We start from the raw sequence: 22,813 nt of genomic DNA, 5'->3' as shown, positions 1-22,813 counted from the left end.
CAAGTTTCCTGCTCAGGCCTGCCTGAGCGTGTGGTCTTCATCCAGTGTCAGCAATACATCGGCCCTGGCAGGCATTTCTTCCAGGGCATGCCTGGTCGTTCGCTCGTAGTGCATGATGAAGCGCTGCACTTCCTGATCGGACATGATGCGCATTTCCGGTGCAGTACTCTCGCCATTTACGCCCTCTTTCGGTGCATCGCGATAGGCTTCCGCCAGCCTGTGCTCCTGCAAGGTGCGCCATTCCAGCACACTGGCCATGGAGGGAGCTTTCAGCATGACCAGTAACTCCACCCGGGCGAAAAAGTCAGCGTAGGGGCCTTTCAGCTGATCGTTGACATAAGCCCGCCAGCGGCCATCCCGGTCTTCGGTCTCCTCGAGCACATTGACCGGGGTTGCCAGCGCGGAGTCAGGTTCCGGCTGTGCACACAGGCACCAGCCCTCCACCAGGATAATCCCCGGATGACCGATAAACAGCGGCCACTTCTCTTCCGGCTCACGGTCATCGACCGCTTTATTGAACAGCGGCAAAGGCGTCCGCGACCCGGCGTTAGCGGCCATCAACCGGTCCAGTACCCGGTTGCCCAGCCCGATATCATGAGTGCCCGGCACGCCCCGGGTAATCAGCAGCGGATGGACTTCGGCTGCCAGCTGCTCACGGGTCTCCCGGGTGTGGTAGATGTCATCCATGGACAGGCTGGCGGTAGGACAGCGATAACGATAGGCCAGCAAAACCCGCAGAAAATCCGTCAGGGTGGACTTGCCGGTGCCCTGGGCACCGTGAATACCGATCACCAGAGGCCTGTCGGCACCCTGGCTGGCCTGATAGAGTGACAGGGCAAGGGGTTCAATGATGTCATTCAGCGTTTTGCGATAGGCTGCAGGCAACCGGTGCTGGGACATCAACGCTGCAATGGCATCATCGGTATCGGTGTTTGGCATGGCAAGGCTCCCGGTCAGCATTCCCGTCAGCGGGACATGCTTGAATTGATCGTTGTATCACACAGTTACGCCTGGTGTTGCAGGTTCTGTACCAGCATCGTCCGGGTGATCAGGCATGTATCACTGACATGCCAACCACAGTATAGGAGGAGAATGGCACCGAGACGTATTTTTGCGTTCCGGTTACGCCCACTCGCACCATGACAGCATTTACTCCGGCTCCCTTTCGTGTTCAGCAACGTTACCGGTCATTGCCATCAGAGTTCTACAGCCCGGTGCAGCCGACACCGCTGCGAGGTGATATCAGCCTGGTTCACTTCAACCATGCGCTGGCCGCCGAGCTGGGCATCCGCTCTGACAGTCCGGAGGACTGGGCTGCAATAACCGCTGGCCGGGAACTGCTGGAAGGGATGGTCCCGGTGGCCATGAAATACACCGGTCACCAGTTCGGAGCCTACAACCCGGACCTGGGCGACGGCCGCGGCCTGCTGCTCTGGGAAACCCGGGGGCCGGATGGCGTGACCCGGGACTGGCACCTCAAAGGCGCCGGCCAGACCCCTTACTCCCGCTTTGGCGACGGCCGTGCGGTACTGCGCTCAACCATTCGCGAATACCTCTGCAGCGAAGCCATGCACTATCTGGGCATTCCCACCACGCGGGCGCTGACGCTGGTGTCCGCGCGGGAGCCGGTCAGACGGGAGTCCATTGAAACCGCAGCGGCCATGATCCGGGTGGCCGAATCCCACATCCGTTTCGGTCACTTTGAGTACGCCGCCCATCACCTGGGAGAAGATGCTCTCAGAACCCTGGCAGAACACACCATCGAACACCATTTCCCGGACCTTGCAGAAACTGAGGAAGCAGACCGTTACCCCGCTTTCTTCCGGGAGGTCTGCCGGCGCACCGCCATAATGATCGCAGGATGGCAGGCGGTAGGCTTCTGCCACGGCGTCATGAACTCCGACAACATGTCCATCATCGGCGATACCTTTGACTATGGACCCTATGCCTTCCTGGATGATTTCGACGCCGGCTATATCTGCAACCACACCGACCAGGGCGGGCGCTACGCCTACAACCGGCAACCGGAAATGGGTTTTATCAACTGCCAGTTTCTGGCCCACGCCCTGCGCCCGCTGATGAGCGACGATGATCTGCGCCGATCCCTGCGCAGCTACGAAACCTGCTACAACGAGACGTTTGCCGGGCTGATGCGTGACAAACTGGGGCTGGCAGAACCACAAGAAGATGACATGACCCTGGTCATGGATACCTTCAGCATGCTTCATCAGCACCGCATCGACCTCACCCTGTTCTTCCGGGGCCTGTCCACCCTGCCATCACAGGGGCCATCGCCCGTGCTGGACCTGTTTGTGGACCGCTCTGTAGCGGAACAATGGCTGGCAAGATACCAGCAACGGCTGCAACAGGAGCAGCGCAGCGACGACGAACGAGAACGGGCCATGTGCGCGGTGAACCCCCGCTACATCCTGCGCAACTACCTTGCCCAGCAGGTTATCCAGGAGGCCCAGAACGGTGATTATGAACCGCTGGCGGAGTTACTGACGGTGTTGCAGAATCCGTTTGATGAACAGCCCGGATACGCTCGTTACGCTGCCGCACCGCCAGACTGGGGCAAGCATATGAGCATCAGTTGTTCGTCCTGATGTCAGGGCGCTCCTGACGCGGCCGTTAGTCTGAACCGTTCTATACCCGCCGCGTTTATCCCCAACCCGTCTTAGCTGCGTCAGCGAGGGCAGCCTGGTTAATTTATAATCAATAGCAACTCTTCCCATATCCCGTTAACAGGGAGGCTTTGCCATGAAGCGTTTATTTTATCTCGCGGAAAATATCGACAGCGTCCAGTCCATCTCGGACGACCTGCACGCTCATGACGTCAGTGACTGGCGGTTTCATATCGTCAGCCGTGATGAGGCCGGGCTTTACACCCACCGTTTGCACACCGCCAGCGTGCTGGACCGGACTGACCTTGCCCGCTATCTGGAGCGTGGCGCCATTATCGGCGCGGTGATCGGGGTGGTGGCGATTCTGGTTCTGGCCTTTATCACAGGCATGCAATGGCCAATGGCGGCCTGGATTGCCCTGTTTCTGTTCGCCACCGCTGCCGGGGCCTGGGCCGGAGGTTTCGGGGGAATCGGCGCAGAAAATTACCGCATCCGCCGGTTTCACAGTGACATTGAAGCCGGCAAATACCTGCTGATGATCGATGTGCCGCAAAAGCACCTGGCTGACATGAAGCGGTTAATGATGCTGAACCACCCGGAAGCGCGGTTGCAGGGAGTCGACAGCAGTTTCAACCAGCCGTTCGGAACCACTGGTCAGCCGCGGTCCATGTGAATCTCAGGAAGGAATAACAGACAGAGAAAGGACAGAGCAAAAAGGTTTGCGGGCGAACACCGGGTTCGCCCGCATCCTGAATCACACCGCCTTGGCAGCGATGATCTTGTTGTGCCACTCCACCGGCCCGGTCTGGTGAACAGACGTGCCCATGGAATCCACCGCGACGGTGACCGGCATATCTTCCACTTCAAACTCGTAGATGGCTTCCATTCCCAGTTCCGGGAAAGCCACCACTTCGGCATGCTTGATGGCCTTGGACACCAGATAGGCAGAGCCACCAACCGCCATCAGATAGACCGCACCGAATTCGCGGATGGCATCGATCGCCACCTGGCCACGCTCGGCCTTGCCGATCATCCCGGTCAGCCCGGTTTTTTCCAGCATGGTACGGGTGAACTTGTCCATGCGGGTGGCGGTGGTGGGACCCGCAGGGCCGACCACTTCCTCGCGAACCGGATCAACCGGGCCCACGTAGTAAATGAACCGGCCCTTCAGATCCACCGGCAGCTCTTCGCCCCGCTCGATCATATCCACCATGACTTTATGGGCCGCATCCCGACCGGTCAGCATCTTGCCGGACAAGAGAACCGTTTCACCGGGCTTCCAGTCCTTGACGTCTTCCGGGGTGACCGTATCGAGATTGACCCGACGCACATCATCACCCACTTCCCAGGTGATTTCCGGCCAGTCAGCCAGGCTCGGCGGAGTTTGCAGGGACGGGCCAGAGCCATCCAGCACAAAGTGGGCGTGACGGGTAGCGGCGCAGTTGGGAATGATCGCAACCGGCTTGTTGGCGGCGTGGGTGGGGAAATCTTTCACCTTGACGTCCAGCACCGTGGTCAGGCCACCCAGACCCTGGGCACCGATACCCAGTTCGTTTACCTTTTCGAACAGCTCCAGACGGAGTTCTTCCGCCCGACTGGAGGCGCCGCGGGCTTTCAGGTCATGGATATCGATCGGCTCCAGCAGGGCTTCCTTGGCCAGCTCCATGGCCTTTTCAGCGGTACCGCCAATGCCGATACCCAGCATGCCCGGCGGACACCAGCCAGCACCCATTTGCGGAACCATTTTCAGAACCCAGTCCACCACCGAGTCTGAGGGATTGAGCATGGCAAACTTGGATTTGGCCTCAGAGCCACCGCCCTTGGCTGCCACGTGAATGTCAACGGTATCACCGGGAACCATCTTGTAATGAATGATGGCCGGGGTATTGTCCTTGGTGTTCTCGCGCTTGCCATCCGGATCGGCCAGCACGGAGGCCCGCAACACGTTGTCGGGATGGGTATAGGCCCGGCGAACACCTTCATTGATCACATCATCAAGGGGCATGTCACATTCAAAGCGGACGTTCATGCCAATGTTGACGAATACCGTAACGATGCCGGTGTCCTGACAGATGGGGCGATGACCCTGGGCACACATGCGGGAGTTGATCAGGATCTGTGCCATGGCATCCTTGGCCGCCTGGGACTCTTCTTTCAGGTAAGCCTCGTATACACCCTGAATGAAGTCCTTGGGATGGTAATAGGAGATAAACTGCAGCGCGTCCGCTACGCTTTCGATCAGGTCGTCCTGGCGGATTACGGTGGTCATAGGCGTCTCATCAGTGTCTGTCGTGAAGATCCGGTTCCGGGTGGTCTTTCCGGGATGCACTGGGCCAGGTGGCTTGCTGGCAAAAAGATCCAGCGGTTCGCTCGTCGTTTGTCACAACGCAGTGTTATGGCCAGCCCAAAAATCGGCGCCAAGTTTACCAGCCGGGCCGGTGTTTATACAGACTGACACGACTCATCAGACCGTTTAAGCGGCAAGCTAATTGGCGTTTTCTTTGCAAAACAGGGGTCTGTTGGGGTTAAATCCTGCCAGATCCGACCAAAGTCGAAACCGGCCGAGTGCCCGACAGGGTCATCACCAGTCCTGTCGCCACCGCCTTCATGAACAGAGGATTCGTCCGCAGTGACAGGATCCCGCAGGAGAACCTCCGTGACCGAGCATGTTGTCATTCAGCAAACAGGTGCCGTACAGGTTGTGCGCCTGAACCGCCCCGAGCGTAAAAATGCCCTTACCCATGCCATGTACACTGCCCTGGCGGATGCCATCAGTAACGCTGAACAGGACAGCAGTATTCGCTGCACCCTGATCACCGGCACCAGCGAATGCTTTACGGCGGGCAACGACCTGACAGACTTTATGGCAGGACCCTCCGGGCAATTTGAGCACACCCCTGTGGGCCGTCTGCTGTTCGGGCTGGCGGCCGCTGCCAAGCCTGTGGTTGCAGCGGTAAACGGCCCGGCCATTGGCATCGGTACCACCCTGCTGCTGCACTGCGATATGGTATTCGCCGGCGACAACACCAACTTCCAGATGCCCTTCGCCAACCTGGGACTCTGCCCTGAAGGCGGCTCCAGCCTGCTGCTGCCGCAATGGCTGGGCCGGGTGCGGGCAGCGGAATTGCTGATGCTCGGGGGCGCCTTCAATGCCCAGCAGGCACAGGGACTGGGACTCATCAACCGGATCTGTGATCCCGCTGCTACCGAAAGTGAAGCCCTTGAGGCCTGCCAGAAACTGTCCGCCCAGCCGGCTGCGGCAATCCGCGCCACCAAGGCGTTGCTGAACCGGGGCAATCTGGAAAATCTGAGAGATGCCATGCGAGCCGAAGGGGAAAGTTTCGGGGAGCGACTGCAGTCACCGGAAGCGGCTGAAGCCTTCCGGGCCTTTGCTGAAAAACGGAAACCGGATTTCTCGTCGTTCTCCTGAGTTCTGTGACAACGCCGGGCCTCCTCACGGAAGCCCGGACGCCGCTTCAGGAGTTACCCGAGGGTCTCTGCAGTTCCCGGATCAACTGACCAAGAGTGCTGGCCACTTCCGCGGCAATGGCCCGGTCATTGGCCAGCTGCAGGAACCGGGATCCATCCCGCGGATCGTATATCCAGCAGGCATTGGTGGCGCTTTCACAGTCCCAGCGCACGCTGGGACTGACACCGTAGACCCGCAAGGTGTGTGAAATCAGCCGGCGATCGGTGCCGGATTCAACACGACTTTCCCGAATCAGTATGTCCCCGTTGGCAACCGACAGCTGATAGCGGACATCCGCCGGCTCACCCACCCGGATAACTCTTGCTTCCTTTCGCCAGCCGGCCAGTTCCAGCTGACTGTTCAGATGCATCACCAGCGCCTGGCTATCAGAATCAGCCAGATACAACCGCCGCAACCGTTCCGGGCTGTGCGGCCCGGCCGGGCTGATTTCTGCGACCGGCTCGCTGCCGGTTTCGGTGCTGCGATCGCGGTCGCCGCGGGCCTGTTCAATGCGGGTGATCAGCTTGAGTGCCTCGGTGTAATGCTCACCATCGGCTCCGGTACCCGCAATGTAGTTCTCCAGCGCCGAGCGGGCCTCATTGTAATGTCCGGACTGGGACATGATACGGCCCCGGTAGTAGAGGTACTCCGGAGGCTTTGCCGCCTCAAGACTCTGCAACCGGTTGAGGTAGTCCCCTGCCTCGGACCAGCGCTCGCCGGCAACAGCATCTTCCACCGCCAGCATCAGCCGCTGAACCTCGTGCTCTGGCGGCAACCCGTGGGCGGATACTGCGGTCATCGCCATTACCGCAAACACCAGCGCGGCAATCAGAGGACTGCTGCCCTGCCTATTCTTTCGATTCGATCTGATCATCGGCTACCTCAACGTCATCCCTGCCGGTTCCGGCCTCATCATCGTATTCATCCCCGCCAGCTTCCGCCTGCTCGAGGATGGTTTTCGGTAATTCCTTGCGTACCCTGACGCCCAGTTCGACAAACCGGCTGGCCTGGGAAATCAGATTACCACGGCCCCGGGTCAGGGTGCTCATGGCGTTCTCATAGGTACCGTGCACAGTCTGCAGCTGGGTGCCCATTTTCTCCATGGCTTCCACGAATACCCGCAGCTTGTCGTACACCGCGCCCGCCCGTTCAGCTATCTTGCGGGCATTCTGGCTCTGCCGCTCATAGCGCCAGATGTTCTCGATGGTGCGCAGCGTGGCCAGCAACGTGGTCGGAGTGACTACTATAATCTTTCGCTCGAAGGCTTCCGCGAACAGGTTATCGTCCTGCTGAAATGCTGCCACAAATGCCGGTTCTATGGGCATGAACAAAAAGACAAAATCCGGTGAATGCAGGCCATGCAGCTGGCTGTAGTCTTTCTCGCTCAGGGTACGGATATGCTGGCGAACGGCATCAACGTGGGATTTCAGGGCCGCCTCCCGGGGCGCTTCGTCGTCCTCAATGACCCAACGCTGGTAGGCCACCAGGGACACCTTGGAATCAATAACCAGATTGCGACTATCCGGCAGGTGCACCACCACGTCGGGCCGCAACAACTGCCCGTCGCCGTCGCGGTAGCTGCCCTGGGTGTCGTATTCGACGCCCTTGCGCAGACCGGAACGCTCCAGTACCCGCTCCAGAATCAGCTCGCCCCAGTTGCCCTGAATTTTCTTGTCACCTTTGAGAGCGCGGGTCAGATTGGCAGCTTCTTCGGTGATCTGCCGGTTCAGCTCCTGCAGGGACTTGATCTCGCTGCGCAGCGCCTGGCGGTCCCGGGTTTCTGTCGTGTAGACATCTTCCACCCGCTTTCTGAAATCCTGCAACTGGTCCCGGAACGGGTTTAACAGGGTATCGAGGCTGGTGCGGGTCTGCTGACTGAAACGCTCGCTTTTCTGGTCGAATATGCGGTTGGCAAGATTCTCGAATTCCTGTTTCAAGGCGTCCCGGTTGTGCTCCAGCAGCTCCAGTTTCTCGGAGCTGTTGCGGCGTTCCTTGTCGAGGGTGACATCCCGGTCTCGCAGTTCAATCTGCAGTTGTTGCAATTCCTGCTGCAGATTACTGAGCCGCTCCTGCATCCGCACCCGCTCCTGCTCCAGATCATCCGCACGGCGGGTCTCGGCACGCTTCTCGGCATCCTGGCTGGCGTAGCGGTTTTCGAGAATGACGGCCTGCTGCCGCCAGCGCTCGGTCTGGGCAGCCTGCTCGTCAACCTGGGCTTCAAGTTGCCGGGCCAGGGACTCTGCCTGGGACAACCGCTGCTCCTGAAGCGCATTGGCCTGACCGGCCTGCTGCAGCTCAAGCGATAACCGGTCACGGTCCACCCGCAGGCTTTCTGCGAATAGTTCCTGACCGCGGCGCCCACGTTGTTGCAGAATGACAGTTACGATCAGGATCAGCAGCAACGCGGCCAGCAGGACAAGGGGAACCATCAACAGTGGATTCTGCAAATAGTGAGCATAAATCTGGGTCAAACCGTATCTCCTGCTGTTATTGACGGCACGGATATCTCTATATATACCTACATAACCCGCCCCTTTTGGCGGATCAGCTTTTTTTTCAGTACTATACGCCAACTTTACCGTGATGAGGTGGCCCCGCAACGAGTTCAGGTTCCGGGCTGTCCTGCTCCCCGGAATCCGGGAACGTGAAGTAACGGTAAACCGCACGTAGTCGCTGTTTGGGATATACTTTCACGCACCTGGAACGTCAGAGAACCTCATTTCTATGCTGTCGACAAAGAACAAAAGACTGCTCCCTGTCATGGCAACGATTGCGGTCCTCACCGCAGGTTGCGCAACGGATTCGGTTCAGACCAATCGTTACGATCTTCAGGGCCTGAATGAAGCGGTCGCCAGGCAACAATCCGATATCACCTACATTCGACTGGCTGGTGATTCCCGGCATAAGGAACTGGTCGACACCAGTCAGCATTCCACCCAGCAGATTCTTGATGCGATAACCCGTCAGGTACAGCCTCCGGCCTGCCCCCCGGTTCCGGAAACCCGGGCCTGCACGGCGACAGAATCCCAGGATCTCGGCAGTGGCGAGCGCATTGATGGCAAGCAGGTGGTCGGCGAAGTTGAAAAAGCCTATCTGGTGGGACCGGGATTTGTTTATGACGCGCGCATTGACAGCGGCGCCACCACATCGTCCATGGACGCCCGGAATATCCGCCGGTTTGAGCGGGACGGTAACCAGTGGGTACGCTTCGATATTCCGGTTCCTGGCACTGAAACCGGGGAAGTCACCACCATCGAGCGCGAAATCGCCCGCAATGCCAGAATTATTCAATCCAATGTCGACGACCCCGAGCGTCGCCCGGTCGTCGAGCTGCAATTCCGTATCGGCAGCAAACAGCAAAAAGCGGAATTCACCCTGAGTGACCGCTCTCACCTGACCTATCCCATGCTGATCGGCCGCAATATTCTGCGCGATGTCATGCTGATTGATGTGGGGCGGGAGTACGCCACTGAATTACCCCGGTCACTCATCAATGGCAATCAGTCACGGGATGATTAACTCTTGAGCCAGCGTTCGCAGTACCCCTTTTATATTGCCGTCCTGTTTCTGATCGGAGCCGGCCTGTTGCTGGCAGTGCTTCGCCATAGCGAACTGGGTATACCCTGGTTTGTCGGTGAACAGCAGCCGGTCTGGATGGTGGAAGCCCGGGTGGACTTCGAGGCCACGGGTGAGCCGGTTCTGGCCAGCCTTTCCATTCCCAACAGCCCCCCTGGGTTCCGGGTACTGGCCCGCAACGCCGCTTCCCCCGGGTATGGTTTTTCGATCATCGAGGAACGGGGCAATCTGCGGGCGGAATGGTCTATCCGTGAGGCAGATGGCCCCCAGACGTTGTTTTTCAACGTTCAGCTGACCGAAGATGAAAGCTCCCAGGGAGGCCGCTCCGCCCAGTCACGGCAACCTCGACCCGAGACAGTGTTCTGGGAGGAGCCCCAGGCCACCGCCATTGAGGAGGTGCTCGAGCGTGCCGCCGCCAAATCAAGTTCTCCGGAGAGTCTGGCCCGGGAACTGATCAAACTGATGAGATCCAGTGATCCCGATCAGAACATCAGCCTGCTGCTGAGCGGCCAGAACTACACTCAGTTGTTATCACGGATGCTGAACCATGCCGGCATTCCCTCGCGGATTGCTGACGGACTGCGCCTGGAAGATGCCCGGCGCCTTCAGTCCCTTCGTCCGTATCTGCAGATCCACAACGGCGAACGCTGGCTGACCTTCAATCCACAAACGGGTGAACAGGGTCTGCCGGAGGATGTTCTGTTGTGGCGGCAAGCGGCGGTGTCACTGCTGGATGTGACCGGCGGCACCAGCTCCCAGGTGAGCTTCTCGATGCTGCAGCAAACCGTTCCGACCCTGCAGCTGGCAAGCTCGGAAGCGGTCCAGAGCGGGCTCGGGTTTCTCAGCCTCTACGAACTGCCCATTGAAGAACAGGGTATGTTCAGAATGTTACTGCTGCTGCCACTGGGCGCACTGGTGGTGGCCTTTATGCGGATCATCATTGGCGTGAAGACGTCCGGTACCTTCATGCCGGTTCTGATCGCCGTTGCCTTCGTCCAGACCACACTGATTCCGGGCCTGGTTGCGTTCCTGTCGGTGGTGGCACTGGGGCTGGTCATGCGCAGTTACCTCTCCAGCCTGAACCTGTTGCTGGTGTCGCGGATATCGGCATTGATCATACTGGTCATATTCATCACCACGGGCATCAGCATCATCGGTTACCAGATGGGCTTCAATGCCGGCATGACAGTGACCTTTTTCCCGATGGTGATCCTGGCCTGGACCATCGAACGCATGTCGATACTGTGGGAAGAGGAAGGCCCCCGTGAAGTCATGGTGCAGGGTTCCGGCAGCCTGTTTGTAGCCGTTCTGGCCTACCTTTTGATGAGTCTGCCACTGGCAAGGCACCTGACCTTCAACTTCCCGGAGCTACACCTGGTAACCTTCGGCCTGATTCTGCTGATGGGTCAGTACACCGGCTACAAGCTTTCCGAATTGCGCCGCTTTGCCCCGGTCAAGGCGTTTGACTGATGGGCTGGATTTCGCCGTTTCAGCTCCGCAAGGCGGGCATCCTCAACATGAATCGGCGCAATGTTTCCTACATTGCGCGTTATAACGATCGCTCGTTCTTCCCGCTGGTGGACGACAAGCTGAAAACCAAATTGCTGGCGGAAGAGTACGGCATCAAAACCCCGGCCTTGCGGCAGGTGGTGCGCCAGCAACACGAGATTGGCCGTTTCAGTGACCTGGCCGAGGATCTGGACGGCTTCGTAATCAAGCCATCCAAAGGTTCCGGCGGCAAAGGCATCACTGTGATCCACCGGCGGGACGGCGCTGACTACGTCAAGGCCTCAGGCGCACGGATCCCGCTGGCCACCCTTGAACGCCATCTCAGCAACATTCTTGCAGGCCTTCACAGCCTGGGTGGCACGCCCGATGTGGCGATTGTGGAAGATCTGGTCCGGCCAACCACCGACCTCGCCCGGGTGTCCTTTCAGGGTGTACCTGACATCCGCATCATCGTCTTCAAGGGCTACCCTGTAATGGCCATGTTGCGGCTATCCACCAAGGCATCCGATGGCAAGGCAAACCTCCACCAGGGCGCCGTCGGGGTTGGTCTGGACATCGGCAGCGGGCGCGCGCTCAAGGCGGTTCAGTTCAACAAGCCGATTCTGCTGCACCCCGACACAGGCATACCAGTCAGCGAGATCCGCATCGAGGACTGGCACATCATGCTGGAGATGGCCTCCCGCTGTTACGAAGCCACCGGGCTTGGCTACATCGGCGTCGACCTGGTGCTGGATGACATCCAGGGTCCGTTGCTGCTGGAGCTGAACGCCCGCCCGGGCCTTGCCATTCAGATGGCAAACGGCAAGGGGCTGCTGCCACGGTTGCAGAACATCGAGCAAATGAAGCGCCCCCACTTCACCCCGGCTGAGCGCGCCAGCTACAGCATGAGCACTTTTGGTACCTTTACCAACTGACAGTACATTGACTGAAGCGGCTCAGTGAACTTTGGTCGCCCGCAACTGCGTCACAAACGCCGGAGGGTCAAAGCTGTCAGCTCTGGCGATGTCCCAGTATTTTTCAAAGACGGAATGATTGGTTTCACCCCCGGAGATCAGCACGCCAGGTTCCAGGTTGGGGAACAGGTCCATGTACGAATGCACCTTGGTACGACTGACCCGTCGAATGATGTGTTCTGGCCCCAGCTCTGACGGGTGTTTCAAACCTGCAGCCCCCAGCAGGTTTGCCAGCGCATCGACGGTGTTACGGTGATAGTTTGCCACCCGCTCGCTTTTGTCAGGCACATCCAGCATCGCACCGCGTTTCGGATCCTGGGTTGCCACGCCACTGGGACACTTTCCGGTATGGCAATTCAACGCCTGAATACAGCCAAGGGCAAACATGTAACCCCGCGCCGCATTACACCAGTCCGCACCCAGCGCCAGGGTACGGGCAATATTGAATGCCGACGTGATCTTGCCAGCGGCACCAATGGCGATGTGCTCACGCAGACCGGCTCCAACCAGGGTGTTGTGCACCAGCTGCAGGGCTTCCATCAGCGGCATGCCCAGCCGGTTGATGAACTCCAGCGGCGCTGCACCGGTGCCGCCTTCCCCGCCATCCACCACAATAAAGTCCGGGCGCCGTCCGGTTTCCAGCATCGCCTTGACGATGGCAAACCACTCCCAGGGGTGGCCAATGGCCAGTTTGAATCCCACCGGCTTGCCACCGGAAAGTTCTCTCAGCCGGTCAATAAACTCCAGCAACTCAATGGGTGTGCCGAAAGCCGAATGCCGCGCCGGGGATATCACATCCTGTCCCACCGTGACCCCACGGGCCTCCGCAATTTCCGGGGTCACCTTGGCGCCGGGCAAGATGCCGCCGTGGCCCGGTTTGGCGCCCTGGGAGAGCTTCAGCTCGATCATCTTCACCTGATCCTGGGTGGCATTCTCGACAAACATCTCTTCGCTGAAGGTGCCGTCCGGATTGCGGCAGCCAAAGTAGCCGGACCCGATTTCCCATACCAGATCCCCTCCCGGTTCCCTGTGATAACGGGAAATGGAGCCTTCGCCGGTATCGTGATAGAAGCCACCCTTTTTTGCACCTGCGTTCAGGGACAGAATGGCATTGGCAGAGAGTGAGCCGAAACTCATGGCGGATATATTGAAGACACTGGCCTGGTAGGGCTTTTTACAGCTGGCCCCGATGGTGACCCGGAAATCATTGTCCGGAATATCCACCGGCAGGAGTGAATGGTGCATCCACTCAAAGCCCTCGTCGTTCATGTCGAGCTGGGAACCGAAAGGCCGCTTGTCGAGGGTGTTCTTTGCGCGCTGGTAGACAATCGTGCGCTGCTCCCTGGAAAACGGGTGCTCCTCGGTATCCGACTGAATGAAATACTGGCGGATCTCCGGCCCTATGGACTCCAGAAAATAACGGAAGTGGGCCAGCACCGGATAGTTGCGGCTGACCGTGCGCTTGCGCTGCAGCAGGTCCCAGGTGCCCAGTATCGCCAGAAAGCCGCTCACCAGGGCCACCCAGGCCCAGAGTGCCGAAACCGTCACGGTCAGCGTGAGCGAACTCAGAAACAGCACCACACTGATGACATAAATACTGTAACGCAGGGGCATCGACCAGCGGGAAATCTTCAAGGAGCGGCTCCAGTTTGGCTTTGAATATCAACATGTAACCACAGGATACGTCAAAGCACGCTAACGGGGACTTGTTTGTGTTTATTTTTTTTACCGCTGGTGTAGACTGCGCCCCGCTGAGTCAGAGAGGGAAACCAATCCGGCCAGGAGCAACCGAAAGCCAGCCTTTCGGCATCATGCTCTTCAGCGTATCGGGGCGTAGCGCAGCTTGGTAGCGCACTTGCATGGGGTGCAAGGGGTCGTAGGTTCAAATCCTACCGTCCCGACCAATCAGATCAAACAACAAGGCCCGGCGTCGAAAGACCCGGGCCTTGTTGTTTCTGCAAAACAACTTTTCCGAAAACTGAATTAATGATCGGCGCTCAATCGATTACGGGACACTAGAGCCACTCCCGACGAGCCATTACATAATAAAGCAACGGTACCACGAGCAAGGTCAGGAATGTGGACATGGCCAGTCCGAAAATCAGTGAAATGGCCAGCCCGTTGAAAATCGGATCGTTCAGAATAAACCAGGCTCCCACCATCGCTGAAATCGCGGTGAGTGCAATGGGTTTGACTCTCACCGCTCCAGCCAGAACCACCGCCTGTTCGAGAGCAACGCCTTCTGCCAGCAACTGTCGGATGAAAACCACCAGCAAAATGGAATTACGGACAATAATGCCGGCGAGTGCGATCATGCCGATCATGCTGGTAGCCGTAAATTCTTTGTCCAGCAATGCATGTCCCGGCATGATACCCACAAGGGTCAGAGGAATAGGCGCCATTATCACCAGGGGCATGAGATACGACCGAAATTGCGCCACAAGCAGAATGAAGATCATGAAAACACCCACCGAGTAGGCAAGTCCCATATCCCTGAACGTCTCATAGGTGATCTGCCACTCACCATCCCACTTGAGCGAGGCCCGCTCAGGAAATTCCGGCTGACGAATAAAAAACTGCTCCGGGCCGTTTTCCTGTTCGTTCAGTTTCTCCACCATCCGGAACATGCCGTACAACGGTGAATCAACATCCCCGGCCATATCCGCGGTAACATAGGTTACCGGCAGTAAATCCTTATGATAGCGAGCACCCACCCAGTCGGCTTCTCTCACCTCGGCAAAACTGCTGATGGAAATCAGTGCGCCGCTCTGACTGCGAACGGACAGTGAGAGCAGTGCGGATTTTTGAGCCTTGTCGCCTTCTTCGAGAATGATCCTTATCGGCACAGCGTATTTGGCGTGGTCATCATGAAGGTAGGTGACATTCTCATCACCAAGCAACATGGCCAGTGCGGTGACAACCTGTGCCTGAGAAATACCCAGTCGAGCGGCCCGATCGCGATCGACTTGAACTTCCCAGCGCCGGACCGGCGCTTCCAGAGTAGTGTCGATATCCACCAGCCCTTCAATGTCTGCCATTTCCCTGGCCACCTTCAAAGCAAGTTCGGCGCGCCGAGCATCATCAATGCCGTAAACCTCCGCTACCACCGGCGACAGCACGGGGGGACCAGGAGGCACCTCGATAATCTTAACAGCCGCACCGTAGCGATGACCTATCGCCTCGAGAGGTGCCCGCAAGGCAAGAGCAATCTCGTGGGACGGCCGGATACGGGCGTTCTTGTCCGCAAGGTTTATCTGAATATCCCCGTGAAAGGGCTCTTCCCGAAGATAATATTGCCGGACCAGACCATTGAAGTTGATGGGCGCGGCAGTGCCTGCATAACTTTGCCAGTGGGTGACTTCATTGACGGTTTCAAGATGGGCCCCCATTTCCAGAAGCACCCTCTGTGTTTGCTCCATTGGCGTGTGCTCAGGCATGTCGACCACCACCTGGAGCTCCGATTTGTTGTCAAACGGCAGCATCTTCAGAATCACGGCCAGAAACAATGGCAATGACGCGGCCAGCAGAGTGAGCCCGATCACCACACCCGCTAACAGACCGCGCCGCCAGTAATGCTGGCCCAGAAACGGGCCAAGAATTGACCGAAATACTCGCAGCACGAAATCATTAACACCCGACGCAGAGTTACTGGACTCCTCTGCTTCACCGGCTTGCTGCCCCTTTTTATGGCGCAGCAAGCGCATTGCCATCCAGGGTGCCAGAACGAAGGCAACGACCTGGGAAAACACCATACCGGCCGAGGCGTTGATTGGAATAGGCTGCATGTAGGGCCCCATCAGCCCACTTACAAAAGCCATGGGTATCAACGCTGCCATGATGGTCAGACTCGCCATTATGGTTGGCGTACCCACCTCATCTACCGCCAGGGGAATGATCTCTCTGACCGGCCGGCGGGAATTCTGTATGCGGCGGCTGATGTTTTCGGTAATCACAATACCGTCGTCAACCAGAATGCCGATGGAGAAGATCAGCGCGAAAAGCGAGACCCGATTCAAAGTGAAGCCCCAGGCCCAGGAAAACACCAGTGTCAGCAGGAGCGTAACCAGCACAGCGGCGCCGACGATCAACGCCTGGCGCCAACCCATGGCGGCCAACACGAGCAATATGACCGACAGGGTCGCCGACAGCAGGTCGGTAATCAGCTGATCAGCTTTGGCTGAGGCGGTCTTGCCATAATCGCGGGTCACCACCACCTCCATGGTGTCCGGCAGTATACGATTACGCAGTTTTTCCAGCCGCGATTCGATAGCGCCAGCAATTTCGACTGCGTTCTCTCCCGGCTTTTTTGCGATGGCGATAGTTACCGCCGGATAGAGTTCGCCAGGCGCCCCAACCCGGGTGTTCGTGGCGGAAGAGGGCCCAAAGCCCATCATGACGCTCTGATCTGCCACCGTGCCGCCCCGGCCTACACTGGACACGTCTTCCAGAAAAACCGCGGCACCATTGTGCATGCCCACCACCAGGCGACGCAGGGTCGCAACAGATTCAATCTGAGTGCCCACCTGAACCGGTATCGACAGTCCATCTCTGGTTATCCGTGTTTCCTGACTGCTGGTGTTGGCCGCCCGCAAGGCATGACCAAGGTCATCAATCGTCAGATTGAATCCCTTGAGCAAGGCCGGATCTATGCGAACATCGACCCGGTCGGGAATTCCACCAAGAGTATAGATATCACGGGTGCCGGGTATGCGCTTCAACTCCACTTCCAGCGCGTGTGCAAGACGGGTGAGCTCCTCGCCAGCGTAGCGATTGCCGGGATCAAAAAGCGTCAAAGTCATGATGGGCACATCGTCAATGCCCATGGGCTTGACCAGAGGCTGGGTGACACCCAGACCAGGCGGCAACCAATCCTGGTTGGAGTAAACCTTGTTGTAGAGGCGTACGAGAGCATCCTGACGGGGTACACCAACTTCATACTCAACCGTAATGACTGCCGCACCCGGCCGGGAAACTGAATAGACGTGCTTTATGCCATCGATTTCGCTCATTACCTGTTCAGCGGGCGTGGCGATCAGGCTTTCGATCTCCCTGGCACTGGCACCCGGCAGCGCAATGAAGATGTCCGCCATGGTGACATCGATCTGGGGTTCTTCTTCCTTGGGGGTGATAGTAATAACCATAATCCCAGCCAGCACGGCCAGCAAAGCCAGCAAGGGCGTCAGCTTCGAATTCTGGAATACGCGGGCGATCGTGCCGGAGGGACCAACCGAATTGGCTTCCTCGCTCATCGGCTGCGCTCCCCGGCACTGATACTGTTGCCAATACCCGACCTTGCTCTCTCTTCATCAGAGAGTGATTCCGGATTGATTACAACCCTCTCACCCTCATCTAACCCTGCCAGTACTTCAATCCGGCCATTGCTGCTGACACCCGTCCTGATTTGACGCAAGCGTGCACCGTTTTCGTCGTCGAGCACGTAGACCACCCTGAGTTCACTGCGATGAATCAGACTGCTGGCAGGTATCCACAATACTTGCCGCTCTGCGACCGGAGCCTCAACCTTCACCAGCATTCCCGGATAGAGCGTCGCTTCAGGGTCTTCCAGGGTGAGTCGAAGACGAAATGTATGGGTGCTGGCATCGGCGTAGGGGTAAAACGTCACATCGCCAGTTCTGAGCTCCCGGCCATCAGCGAGGGACACCCTGATGCGGCGCTCAGCCCTCACTCTGTCCGCATATTTTTGTGGCAGCTCCACGACGATCCGCAGCTGCTCCAGTGAGAGTCCGCTGAGTAGCGGCTGTCCGGGGCCGACGGTCTCGCCAATCGCAACATGGCGCGCCGTAAGTATGCCACTGTAGGGCGCAACCACCGCTGTGTAGTCCAACTGTTCTTGAGCTTCCGCTACAGCGGCGCGGGCTCTTTCGAGGCGAGCCTGTGCTGCAGCGAGATTGTTCCGGGCCTGATCAAACTCCTGTCGGGATACATAACCCTGCTCGTATATCTCCTCAACCCTCCGGAATTGTTGCAACGCGTTCTTCTGGTTGGCTTCTGCCTCCCGAAGGCTTCCTTTAACCTGATTAAGCCTTGCCCGTTGCTCGCTATCTTCAAGCTTCACAATAAGGTCTCCGACCTTTACCGTGTCGTCCACATCGAAGGGGAGGCTCTGTACCTTACCGCTGGTCTGGGCGGACACAGTGCTCGTCTGCACCGCTTCGATCACACCATCAAGCCGGATAGTTTCGTGCAGCGTTTCACGTCTAACCGGTTCCCCTTTTATTTCCGCCAGGACGGAAACAGGAAAACTCAGAAGCATCAGAATAAAAACAGCAGCTGGATAACTCATTTCGACCCTTCACTAGCCCTATAAGCTTATAACCTGATGTTATCATAGATGCGGAGCCACAGAAGCAGTTCGCCCGGATTCATCCCAGGTGATATATCTTTTCCCGACCCATCCCGCCAACTCCTTGGTGCGCCAGCGCACCGATGCCTCACTCTGCCTTTGATATTGTGGCATGTAGCAATCAGGGAGGTATCTCCTGAGTAGTGCCAAGCCCGTTTCCCACAAGAGGCAAGATCATGAGCGTGATCAATCGCGATGAAATAAAAGGCAAATGGAAGCAGCAGTTGGGTGGAGCAAAAATCGCATGGGGCAAGCTGACAGACGATGAGCTGCTTGAGTCAGAAGGCCATGCCCAGAAACTTGCGGGACTGATTCAGGAGCGTTACGCAGTGTCTCGTGAGGAAGCGGAAAAACAGGTCAGGGAATTCATGGATAAGGCCGGGCTTTAAAACCACAATAATATGCCGTCGGACCGGAAAGGTTTCGGGCCTGACGGCGCTGGCAACTGGAGGTGCCTCATGTATGAAAAAATTGCGCTAGCGTTTGTCGTCCTCTGGCTTCTTGCATTAGTCAGTTCCTACACCCTGATTGGGTTCATCCATATCCTTCTGGTTATTGCAGTTGCAGTGATTCTGGCGGGAAATCTCGTGAACCAGAGGCTGTAGCCAGTCCGATTTCTGGGCCGCGATTTCTGAATCGACAGAAACGACACCATCAAAGACCTGCCCCGGACGTGGCCACAGGCCCGGGGCAGTGAATCTCAACGCTCAATCCCCTGGCCAGGCGGAGGCGCTTTACGCCGCTTACAGCGCCGCTGACTTCATCGCTTCCAGATCTCTCGCGGCCACTCCCAGATCCCGCCAGTTCTCCGGATGACAGGTGAATAACAGAATCTGATGCCGCTGCGCGGCGTCAAAAAGGATGCGTTTCATGCCCCCCAGACGTCCGCTATCGCTGTGAACCAGCGTGTCATCAAGGATGATCAGGGTTGGCCGGCCGGCTTCCTGCAGCAGGTCGGCGTGAGCAAGGCGGCTGATCAGGCCCATCTGTTCCCGCGCACCAAAGCTCAGCTCGCTGACCTGACCCAGCTCATTGCCTCTGGTGAACGTGCCGGGTATCAACGACTCGCTCACTTCCAGTTTGGCCCTGGGGAATAACACACTCAGATAGTGATCAAGGTGCTGCTGCAGCGGCGCCTGCAGGCGCCTGGTCAGCGCCTGACGTTTGCCCTGCAGCAGCTGTAACAGCAGATTCAGGGCCTGGGCCCGTCGCTGCAGCTCCTGGTAGCGGCGGGTAACGTGCTCCAGCTCTGCCGCCAGCTCGTTGCGTTTTTCTTCCAGCCCTTCCGCCCCCCAGGCTTCCAGGCGCCCCTGAAGTTCACGGATTTCCAGGGCACGATGCTGTCGGGTGTTTTCAAGCTGGGCGATGGTAGCCTGGTAGCGGGTAATGTCCTGCCGTAACAGTTCCGGCCGGGCCAGGTCGATGGTGGCTTTACGCCTGGCCACTTCCTGCACCAGGCTCTGGAGACGCTGTTCTTCCAGGGCGATGTCCCGGGCCAGCTGCTCCTGCTGCTGTTGGCGCTCGGCCCCGGACAGTTCGGTCTTGAGTAGCTGCCATTCCCGGAGCGCACTCTCGCGGCTGTGGGAGGCTTTCAACAGCTGGGTTTCATGGCGCCGAAAGGCCTGCTCGGCATCGTTCAGGCGCTGCTCGGTGGCGGCCAGTCCGGCTTCGGCAACCGGCAAGGCCAGCGCGGTTTCATCCTCTTCCGGTTCTGCCAGGTCCTGCAGCTCACTACGGAGCCTGAGCAACGCGCTACTGACTTCTTCTCTCTGGTTACTCAGCCGCCCGCTACCGTTCGGGGCAAAGGATGCCAGCAGTTCTTCCAGCCGCAGTATCTGTGCCACCGCATCCTGGTATCGGGCCTGGCGCTCTTCAGCCTGCGCCAGGCTCTGTAGACCCAGCTGCGAGAGCAGGTCGTCGGCGTCTTTGGTCAGCCGCTCGATCTGACGCCGCACCTTCCCCAGGTCGTCACCGCCGGGCGCAATGGTCAGGGTTCCCGCCCCGGGAATCGCCAGATGGCTTTCTTCCAGTAACAGTCGTTCGCCCTGTCCCTGAATGACCTGTCCGTCCAGCTGCAGGTTGCCGCCGGCCGTCAGTTCCCAGGTAAGGCGGGTTGCAATGCTCTCGGAACGAATTTTTTCCTCATCCAGCGAACGCTGGATTTTTTGCAGTCGCTGCACCGACGCCGGATCGATTTCATTGTTTTGGCGGGCGGCAACCGCCGCCTTCAGCTGAACCTCTTGCTCCCGGGCCCGGGCCAGGTTTTTCTCAACTACCTGCAGTTCTTTCTCACGCTGGGCGAGATCCTGTTGCAGACGGTGGCGCTGATCTCTGTGCCGGGCTTTTTCGACTGCCTGCTTCGCCAGGTTGTAGTCTTTCTGCGCCTGCTCCAGGGCCGCAATCAGTAACGGTGCCTGCTCCTGCTCCCGCAGCAGGACCTGTTCTGTCTGCTGTGCCTGTGCTGCCCGCTGTTCCAGCCTTTGCTGTTGCAGCTGGTGCTGGTGCCGGCTTTGGGTGAGCAGTTCGAGTTTCTGACGGATGTCACTCAGGGACTCGGTATCCCGCTGTTGTTGCTGCAGCAGCGCATCCACTTCCCGGAGGCGGAGCTGGGCCTGTTCCAGCTGCTTTCCTGCTTCGTCCCAGGGCCGTTCGCGCTCGTCGCGTTCCTGTTCAGCACGCAGAGTCCCCAACCGGTCAACCAGCGACTGGTAGCGTCCGATACGTTCGTCCAGTTCCGTAAGTCCGTTTTCCAGCTGCTGACGTTGCAGCTCAAGCTGTGCATAGTCCCCCTTGGGTTTACCAGTGCCGGTCAGCAATTCTGCCCGCTGCTTCTCCACCGCCTGGATCACTTCATCTCCGCCGCTGCTGGCCACTTCCCCTACCAGGCTGTTGAGGGCCGTCTGCAGGTGATCGCTGGCATGACCGGCGGCCTGTTCAATGTTCTGCCCGGTGCCCTGCTCTACCCACAGCAAACCGGGAATGCCCCAATGCTCTTCCTTGCTGGCACCTTTTTTGGCGAACTGGAAACCCAGCAGGTCAGCCAGTTTTTCCTCCGCAGCCTCGCCATTCCAAGCCTCAGACCCCACCCGCAGATCACAGCGTTTGCCTTTCAGAAACTGCTTGGTCAGTTGCCAGCGCTGGCCGCCATGATCGAAAACCAGCTCAATCAGCGGCGCCGCACCGGAATCGCCCCAGGGCACCAGGTCCTCCACGGCCCGGGAACGGTAACGCTCGAAAAAGGCCGCGCGAATGGCCCGAACCAATGTGCTCTTGCCTGATTCATTGGGGCCATGGATCAGGTTGAGACCGGGGTCCAGGCTGTCGAGGACGAAGGGCTTGCGGAACTGGCGCAGCTGTTCAAGGCGAAGGGTTTGCAGTTTCACTGGTCGAGCCCCCCGCTGGCTGGTTTGTTACCGTCGACTGATTCCCGGGGCGGAGAGCTACGTTCTCTCAGCAAGCTGGCCAGAATGCCCAGCGCATCGCTGGCGGCAACGGCCTGGTCGCTGCTTTGCAGGTGTCTCAACTCATCGATGGTCTCGCCCAGATAACCGTCGGCGTGGAGCTCAGCGATGTCGTCTTCGGTAGGCTCCAGCTGCAGGCCCGAGCGGTCGCAGGACACGCTGCGGTAGCGGGCTTCAGCCACCGACAGGGCGTCGGTCAATCGCTGGTCGCCGGCCAGGGTAATGGTGCCTTCCAGCCGGATGTCCAGCACACTGGCTTCAGACAGATCCGTCAGGCGATTCAGTAACGCATCCAGATCAGACTCGACCAGCAGCTGTTCCCGCCAGAGATACCAGCGGTAGCAGGCGATGGAATGCCGGCTCACCTGCGGGCGGGCGCCGGGATCGGCAATGTCCACCACCAGCGCATATCCGGGATCGTTGTTACGAAACCGCTCCGGCTCCGGGGTACCGCTGTACCAGGTGCGCTCGTTAACTTCCCTGAGTCCGTGCCAGTCGCCCAGCGCCAGATAGTCGAGCCGGGCCTGAGCCACCCGGTCGGTGGCAATGGGATTGGTGGCGTCCACATCTTCCGGCAGGATGCCTTCCACGCTGCCATGGGCCAGCCCTATTCGGAGCAGACCGGTCGGGGTGTCCATAGTATTGAAGGGTTCAGTCAGATCACTGTAGGTGGTGCGCTGGGTCAACGGTGCCGCCAGCACCGCCAGGCCCTGTTCCGGCAAACTGTAAACACCCGGTTCCAGAGCCAGTACCACATTGACCGGCACCGCATTCAGCCGTTGCGCCCGGGTCCAGACACTTTCGGCCAGCGCAGCGTCATGGTTGCCGGGTAATAGCACCCAGGGTCCGGAGAACCC

General features: G+C 58.6%; 18 protein-coding genes and 1 tRNA gene. 9 read left to right on the top strand and 10 right to left on the bottom strand.

The features are described from left to right. Positions 1-12: 12 nt before the first annotated feature. Entirely contained in the window at positions 13-939 is a 927-nt protein-coding gene (locus tag AAC035_RS00950; protein WP_339799086.1) for a hypothetical protein, read from the bottom strand. 200 nt (positions 940-1,139) lie between these two features. Here AAC035_RS00950 and AAC035_RS00945 point away from each other — a divergent pair, with 200 nt between their 5' ends. Both AAC035_RS00945 and AAC035_RS00940 read left to right on the top strand, forming a co-directional pair. Further along, entirely contained in the window at positions 1,140-2,606 is a 1,467-nt protein-coding gene (locus tag AAC035_RS00945; protein ID WP_339799085.1) for a YdiU family protein, read from the top strand. 154 nt (positions 2,607-2,760) lie between these two features. Next, complete coding sequence (locus AAC035_RS00940; RefSeq protein ID WP_339799082.1) at positions 2,761-3,297, top strand: hypothetical protein; 537 nt, start codon at positions 2,761-2,763, stop codon at positions 3,295-3,297. Between the two features lie 81 nt (positions 3,298-3,378). On the opposite strand, the gene AAC035_RS00935 is transcribed toward AAC035_RS00940, so the two are convergent. Continuing rightward, positions 3,379-4,893, bottom strand: a complete 1,515-nt coding sequence (locus AAC035_RS00935; RefSeq protein ID WP_339799079.1) for a fumarate hydratase — start codon at positions 4,891-4,893, stop codon at positions 3,379-3,381. A 387-nt stretch (positions 4,894-5,280) separates the two neighbouring features. On the opposite strand from AAC035_RS00935, the gene AAC035_RS00930 reads away from it, so the two are divergent. Beyond that, positions 5,281-6,054 carry an enoyl-CoA hydratase gene (locus tag AAC035_RS00930; protein ID WP_339799076.1) on the top strand — a complete coding sequence of 258 codons (774 nt, stop codon included), beginning with the start codon at positions 5,281-5,283 and terminating at the stop codon, positions 6,052-6,054. 46 nt (positions 6,055-6,100) lie between these two features. Here the strand turns inward: AAC035_RS00930 and AAC035_RS00925 are convergent, their stop codons facing one another. Then, positions 6,101-6,967, bottom strand: coding sequence for a hypothetical protein (locus AAC035_RS00925; protein ID WP_339799073.1), 867 nt, complete (start codon positions 6,965-6,967; stop codon positions 6,101-6,103). After that, complete coding sequence (gene rmuC, locus AAC035_RS00920; protein WP_339799123.1) at positions 6,942-8,522, bottom strand: DNA recombination protein RmuC; 1,581 nt, start codon at positions 8,520-8,522, stop codon at positions 6,942-6,944. The genes AAC035_RS00925 and rmuC overlap by 26 nt, the downstream gene beginning before the upstream one ends. A gap of 331 nt (positions 8,523-8,853) precedes the next feature. On the opposite strand from rmuC, the gene AAC035_RS00915 reads away from it, so the two are divergent. The 3 genes from AAC035_RS00915 to AAC035_RS00905 are packed head-to-tail and all read left to right on the top strand — an operon-like array spanning position 8,854 to position 12,092. Beyond that, a complete protein-coding gene (locus AAC035_RS00915; protein WP_339799070.1) occupies positions 8,854-9,612 on the top strand; it encodes an ATP-dependent zinc protease in 759 nt (252 codons plus the stop codon). A 3-nt stretch (positions 9,613-9,615) separates the two neighbouring features. After that, positions 9,616-11,139: an inactive transglutaminase family protein gene (locus tag AAC035_RS00910; protein ID WP_339799067.1), complete on the top strand. Its 1,524-nt coding sequence runs from the start codon at positions 9,616-9,618 to the stop codon at positions 11,137-11,139. Continuing rightward, positions 11,139-12,092 carry an alpha-L-glutamate ligase-like protein gene (locus AAC035_RS00905; protein ID WP_339799065.1) on the top strand — a complete coding sequence of 318 codons (954 nt, stop codon included), beginning with the start codon at positions 11,139-11,141 and terminating at the stop codon, positions 12,090-12,092. The genes AAC035_RS00910 and AAC035_RS00905 overlap by 1 nt, the downstream gene beginning before the upstream one ends. A 21-nt stretch (positions 12,093-12,113) precedes the next feature. Here the strand turns inward: AAC035_RS00905 and AAC035_RS00900 are convergent, their stop codons facing one another. After that, positions 12,114-13,745: an FMN-binding glutamate synthase family protein gene (locus AAC035_RS00900; RefSeq protein ID WP_339799121.1), complete on the bottom strand. Its 1,632-nt coding sequence runs from the start codon at positions 13,743-13,745 to the stop codon at positions 12,114-12,116. Positions 13,746-13,958: 213 nt separating this feature from the next. Here AAC035_RS00900 and AAC035_RS00895 point away from each other — a divergent pair. Next, positions 13,959-14,035, top strand: a tRNA-Pro gene (locus AAC035_RS00895). A 111-nt stretch (positions 14,036-14,146) separates the two neighbouring features. Here the strand turns inward: AAC035_RS00895 and AAC035_RS00890 are convergent. Together AAC035_RS00890 and AAC035_RS00885 are read right to left on the bottom strand one after the other, a co-directional pair. Beyond that, positions 14,147-17,380, bottom strand: a complete 3,234-nt coding sequence (locus tag AAC035_RS00890) for an efflux RND transporter permease subunit (protein ID WP_339799062.1) — start codon at positions 17,378-17,380, stop codon at positions 14,147-14,149. After that, positions 17,377-18,435 carry an efflux RND transporter periplasmic adaptor subunit gene (locus AAC035_RS00885; protein ID WP_339799059.1) on the bottom strand — a complete coding sequence of 353 codons (1,059 nt, stop codon included), beginning with the start codon at positions 18,433-18,435 and terminating at the stop codon, positions 17,377-17,379. Before AAC035_RS00885 ends, AAC035_RS00890 begins: the two co-directional genes overlap by 4 nt. A 245-nt stretch (positions 18,436-18,680) precedes the next feature. Between AAC035_RS00885 and AAC035_RS00880 the strand changes: the two genes are divergently transcribed. Both AAC035_RS00880 and AAC035_RS00875 read left to right on the top strand, forming a co-directional pair. Beyond that, positions 18,681-18,884: a CsbD family protein gene (locus AAC035_RS00880; RefSeq protein ID WP_339799118.1), complete on the top strand. Its 204-nt coding sequence runs from the start codon at positions 18,681-18,683 to the stop codon at positions 18,882-18,884. 12 nt (positions 18,885-18,896) lie between these two features. Further along, positions 18,897-19,100 (top strand): lmo0937 family membrane protein, encoded by a 204-nt coding sequence (locus tag AAC035_RS00875; protein ID WP_339799056.1) that lies wholly within the window; start codon positions 18,897-18,899, stop codon positions 19,098-19,100. On the opposite strand, the gene AAC035_RS00870 is transcribed toward AAC035_RS00875, so the two are convergent. From AAC035_RS00870 to AAC035_RS00860, 3 genes are all read right to left on the bottom strand, one after another. Continuing rightward, a complete protein-coding gene (locus AAC035_RS00870) occupies positions 19,002-19,199 on the bottom strand; it encodes a hypothetical protein (RefSeq protein WP_339799126.1) in 198 nt (65 codons plus the stop codon). The two genes, AAC035_RS00875 and AAC035_RS00870, sit on opposite strands and share 99 nt — an antisense overlap. A 39-nt stretch (positions 19,200-19,238) precedes the next feature. Continuing rightward, positions 19,239-21,878: an AAA family ATPase gene (locus AAC035_RS00865; protein WP_339799053.1), complete on the bottom strand. Its 2,640-nt coding sequence runs from the start codon at positions 21,876-21,878 to the stop codon at positions 19,239-19,241. Beyond that, on the bottom strand, positions 21,875-22,813 hold a 939-nt coding region (locus tag AAC035_RS00860; protein WP_339799050.1), incomplete at its 5' end, for a DNA repair exonuclease. The genes AAC035_RS00860 and AAC035_RS00865, both read right to left, overlap by 4 nt.

Origin of the sequence: uncultured Marinobacter sp. (assembly GCF_963974375.1) — a bacterium.
In the GTDB taxonomy this organism is placed as follows: Bacteria; Pseudomonadota; Gammaproteobacteria; order Pseudomonadales; family Oleiphilaceae; genus Marinobacter.
The sequence above is the reverse complement of the archived record's forward strand: the minus strand, read 5'-3'. Positions and strand labels throughout refer to the sequence as shown.